Source organism: Mycobacterium sp., from assembly GCF_032162105.1.
In the GTDB taxonomy this organism is placed as follows: domain Bacteria; phylum Actinomycetota; class Actinomycetes; order Mycobacteriales; family Mycobacteriaceae; genus Mycobacterium.
In genome coordinates, this window is sequence record NZ_JAVRPS010000257.1 from 1 (window position 1) to 4,510 (window position 4,510).

The window sequence follows — 4,510 nt, forward strand, 5'->3', positions numbered from 1 at the left end:
GGACTGAGTCGGGGCTAAAAACTGCTCTGATTAGCACACCTACATTGCAGAAATCGCACTCATCGTTCTACTGTGAGGGAGGCCCACTCGCAACATCTGGTGTGGGAGCTCGTGTACCAGCCGTTCCAGGAGGGAAATCCGCATGCTGCCCGACGACGCCAAGATCATCTCGGTCGACGACCACGTCATCGAGCACCCCCGCGTGTGGCTAGACCGGCTGCCGGCCAAGTACGCCGACGTTGCCCCGCGCATCGTGAAGCTGCCGGACGGCAACGACACGTGGCTCTACGAGGGCAAGCAGTCCGGCAACTTCGCGCTCAATGCCGTCGCGGGCAAGCATCCGCGCGACTTCGGGATGGACCCCCGCAGCTATGACGACATGCTGCCGGGCTGCCACGACATCGAGGACCGGATCAAGGACATGGACATCGAGGGCACGTGGGCCCAGCTGTGCTTCCCCAACTTTGGTGGCTTCGCCGGGAGCACCTTCCATGCGGCCACGGACAAAGAGTTCGCCAAGATATGCATCAGCGCCTACAACGACTTCATCCTCGATGAGTGGTGCGCCTACGCCCCCGAGCGCCAGATCCCGTTGATGATGGTCCCATTCTGGGACGTCGAGGCGTCGGTGGCCGAGATCGAGCGGACGGTCGCCAGGGGCGCGAAGTCGATCTCCTTCATCGAGGCGCCTCACAAGCTCGGCCTGCCGTCGTATCACACCGACCACTGGGATCCGATCTTCCGCATCTGCGAGGAGGCCGGCCTTCCGCTATCGATGCACTTCGGCTCCGGCGGCATGCCGCAAGGGCTCGCGCCGGACGGCGATATGTTCATCAGCATCGCGCTGTTCGGGCTGAACTCGATGATCACCACCGTCGACCTGCTGATGTCCGACGTGTTCTACAAGTTCCCCAACCTCAAGGTCGCCCTCTCCGAGGGCGGCATCGGCTGGATGCCTTACCTCCTCGAACGCATCGACTACTCCTGGGGCCGGCATAAGTACTGGTGCGACATCAACGCCGACAAACTTCCCTCGGAGCTGTTCCGGGAACACATCTACGGTTGCTTCATCTCCGACCAGTCCGGCATTGAGCAGCGCCACCGCATCGGCGTCGACAACATCATGTTCGAAAGCGACTATCCGCACTCCGACTCCAACTGGCCGCACACCCGCAAGCTGCTCGCCGAGCACCTCATCGACGTGCCCGATGACGAGGCGCGCAAGATGGTCGAGCTCAATGCCCGCACCCTGTACGACTTCTGGGCCTGAACCCCCCAGCCGCCGCGCCCCCCTTGGCGTCACGAAAGGTGATCAATGACCGACCTCGCCCCGGGAAAGCGACTGCGTAGCAATGTGGGTGACACCGAGATCATCGTGGTGCGGCCTCCTGCGACACCGGTCGAACTGTCTTGCGGTGGTCAGCCGATGACCGCGAGTCCGGCGACGGCTGCCGCGGCCACGACGAGCACCGACGACGACACCGTGCTCGGTAAACGCTACGTTGACACCGACACCGGGCTAGAAGTGTTGTGCACCAAGCCAGGACCGGGTGTGCTCACCGCAGACGGACGGCAACTCACCATCAAGGCGCCCACAGCGCTACCCGCATCGGACTGAGGCATGCTCCGGTGAATGTTCTGACACTGCTGGACATGGCGGCGACTGGTATGCCCGACCGCGTGGGCGTCGGGCGCCTGCGTGCGGCCGGACCTGCTCCAGCGGGATTGACCTACGCCGAGCTTCTCGACCGGGCACGCTGCGGGGCCGGCCTGCTGGCGTCCTACGACGCCGAGGAACTCGTCTATGTGGGTGTAAACGCCGACGACTTCGCGGTGGCACTGTTCGCCGCCGCGTGGGCGGGCGTACCGTTGGTTCCGCTGAACTACCGCCTCAGCCGTGATGCGATGGGAAGGCTGCTCGCGCAACATCCGAACGCGCTGGTCATCTCCGATCTGCACCCTCCGACGACGGCGCACTCCGTCACCGTGGCGCAGTGGCGGGCGGCGTGTGCCGAGCCGACTGGCGACGTCTCGCCGTGGTCCGATGATCCCGAGGCGGTCGCCGTTCTGCTGTACACCAGTGGAACCACCTCCGAACCCAAGGCCGCCATACTGCGCCACCGCCACCTGACGTCCTATCTGCTGGGCAGCGTCGACTTCGGCGCGGCCGACGAACGCGAGGCCGTCGTCGTCAGCGTGCCGCCGTACCACATCGCCGGTGTGTCCAATCTGCTCAGCAACGTCTGCGCCGGGCGGCGGGTGGTCTATCTGGAGACCTTCACAGCACAGAGATGGCTGGATTGCGTTCGCTCCGAACAGATCACTCATGCCCTCCTCGTTCCTACGATGCTGGCCGCGGTCGTCGAACCCCTGGGTCAGACGGCCAGTGCGGACGTACCCACCTTGAAGTCACTGGCCTACGGCGGCGCCAAGATGCCAATCCCGGTGCTCGAGCGTGCGATTCGCCTCTTCCCGAACGTCGACTTCGTCAACGCCTACGGCTTGACGGAGACCAGCTCCACAATCGCCGTCCTCGGCCCAGATGATCACCGCGCCGCGCTGCAGGGCGATTCGGTTGCCCGCGCCAGGCTGGGCTCGGCCGGTCGACTCCTTCCCGGCATCGAGGTCGAGATCCGCGGACCTGGCGGCCCGCTGCCTGCCGGCACCGCCGGCGACATCCATGTCCGCGGCGAGCAGGTCTCCGGTGAGTATCGCGGCGCGGGAAGCGTGCTCGACGACGACGGATGGTTCGCCACCCGGGATCGCGGGTGGGTCGACGAGGACGGCTACCTGTTCGTCGAAGGGCGTACCGACGACACCATCATCCGTGGCGGCGAGAACATCGCGCCCGCCGAGATCGAGGACGTGCTTCTGGAGCACCCCGCGGTCGCGAACGCTGCGGTGGTGGGTGTACCCGACGAGCACTGGGGCCAAGACATCGCCGCCGCCGTGGTCCTTCGTGCCGGCCGCACCGTCTCCACCGAGGAGCTGCGCCAATGGGCACGGACCCGGTTGCGTGGCTCCAAGACGCCGGCACTGATCGTCGTCCGCGATGCGCTACCCCAAACCGCCACCGGAAAGATTCTGCGGCGTGAGGTGCTCGCGGACCTACTCGCCACGGAGCGGGCACCGACTCCGTGACCAATCATCCACTGCGCCAACCCACTCAACTCGACGGAGCCGACGACGATGCCTGACGCGTTCATCCTTTCAGCCGCCAGAACGCCGATTGGCCGCGCCCGCAAGGGATCTCTCACGTCAGTAGATGCCTACCAACTCGCCGAGGTTGCCGTCAGCACGGCAGTGGACCGGTCCCAGATCCCGGTCGCCGATCTCGACGACCTGTTTCTCGCGGAGTCACTGCAGGGCGGCGGCGTGATCGCACGCAACATCGCGGTGCGTCTCGGCATGACAGGGGTGCCGGGGGTAGCGATCAACCGGCACTGCGCCTCGGGCGCCACCGCCGTGCAGTTGGCGGCCGCCACCATCATGGCAGGCATGGCAGACGTGATCGTCGCCGGTGGAACGGAGAGCGCCAGCACCATGCCTCGGCTCTCCAAGGTGACCCCCGGTGCACAGGAGCCCACCCGCTGGTCGCCGCAGAGCCATCCCGACGCCCCCGGGGTGCCGGCCTTCGACATGTCGGTGACCATCGGGGAGAACACCGCCCGGCTGCACCACGTCACCCGGGAGCAGGCCGACGCCTGGTCCGCGCGCTCGCAGCAGCGGGCACTCAACGCGATCGCCAAGGGGTACTTCGACGACGAGATCGTCGGGGTCCCCGTCGATCAATGCGGGATGGCCGTCATGTTCGGCACTGACGAGCACCCGCGGGACACCACGCCCGAGGTGCTCGCCGGGCTGAAGGTGCTGCACCCAGAGATCCCGGACGCCGTCGTCACCGCGGGCAACTCCGCGGGCATCAACGACGCCGCCGCCGCGCTCGTCATCGGCAGCTCCGACTACGCAGCCAGTCACGGCCTGACACCGCTGGCACGGATCCGGGGCTGGGCGTCCGTCGGCGTGGATGTGGAGCACACCGGGATGGCCCCGGTGACGGCAATCCCGCAGGCGCTCAAGCGCAGTGGTCTCGAAGTCGACGACGTCGACCTCTTCGAGATCAACGAAGCCTTCGCCACGATGGCCGTGGCGTGTACACGCGATCTCGGTTTGGACGAGTCAATCGTGAACGTCAATGGCAGTGGAATCAGCCTCGGCCACCCGATCGCCGCGACCGGCGCACGAATGGTTGTGTCGATCATTCATGAACTCGCACGCCGCGATGCGCGCATCGGGGTGGTGGCGATGTGTGCAGGCGGTGGTATGGGTTCCGCACTGGTGGTCGAACGGATTTGAGCGCCAGCCTTATCGGTCAGCGTCGCACGGTGAGCTTGGTGTATCGCCCACCGAGCAACCATTCGGAGACATAGAGGTTGCCGTCGGCGTCCGCCGCTACCGAATGTGGCGAGTTGAACCGATCGTGCTGGGGGAGATGCGGTAGCGTCGCACG

At 65.9% G+C, this 4,510-nt stretch carries 4 protein-coding genes; all 4 read left to right on the forward strand.

Features of this window, described 5'->3' with window-relative positions; all coding sequences use genetic code 11:
- Window positions 1-142 precede the first annotated feature (142 nt).
- The 4 genes from QOC69_RS12905 to QOC69_RS12920 are packed head-to-tail and all read left to right on the forward strand — an operon-like array spanning window position 143 to window position 4,356.
- On the forward strand, window positions 143-1,270 hold the full coding sequence (locus QOC69_RS12905) for an amidohydrolase family protein (RefSeq protein WP_526440023.1): 1,128 nt from the start codon (window positions 143-145) through the stop codon (window positions 1,268-1,270).
- A gap of 45 nt (window positions 1,271-1,315) precedes the next feature.
- The gene (locus QOC69_RS12910) at window positions 1,316-1,618 is read left to right on the forward strand and encodes a hypothetical protein (protein ID WP_526440025.1); all 303 of its coding nucleotides are present in this window, start codon (window positions 1,316-1,318) and stop codon (window positions 1,616-1,618) included.
- Between the two features lie 35 nt (window positions 1,619-1,653).
- A complete protein-coding gene (locus tag QOC69_RS12915) occupies window positions 1,654-3,141 on the forward strand; it encodes a class I adenylate-forming enzyme family protein (protein ID WP_526440027.1) in 1,488 nt (495 codons plus the stop codon).
- A gap of 48 nt (window positions 3,142-3,189) precedes the next feature.
- A complete protein-coding gene (locus QOC69_RS12920) occupies window positions 3,190-4,356 on the forward strand; it encodes a thiolase family protein (protein ID WP_526440029.1) in 1,167 nt (388 codons plus the stop codon).
- Window positions 4,357-4,510 lie beyond the last annotated feature (154 nt).

What these genes read in the sequence shown, in the direction of transcription:
- QOC69_RS12905 (WP_526440023.1), top strand. Translation starts at nt 143, where the DNA reads ATGCTGCCCGACGACGCCAAGATCATCTCGGTCGACGACCACGTCATC.
- QOC69_RS12910 (WP_526440025.1), top strand. Translation starts at nt 1,316, where the DNA reads ATGACCGACCTCGCCCCGGGAAAGCGACTGCGTAGCAATGTGGGTGAC.
- QOC69_RS12915 (WP_526440027.1), top strand. Translation starts at nt 1,654, where the DNA reads ATGGCGGCGACTGGTATGCCCGACCGCGTGGGCGTCGGGCGCCTGCGT.
- QOC69_RS12920 (WP_526440029.1), top strand. Translation starts at nt 3,190, where the DNA reads ATGCCTGACGCGTTCATCCTTTCAGCCGCCAGAACGCCGATTGGCCGC.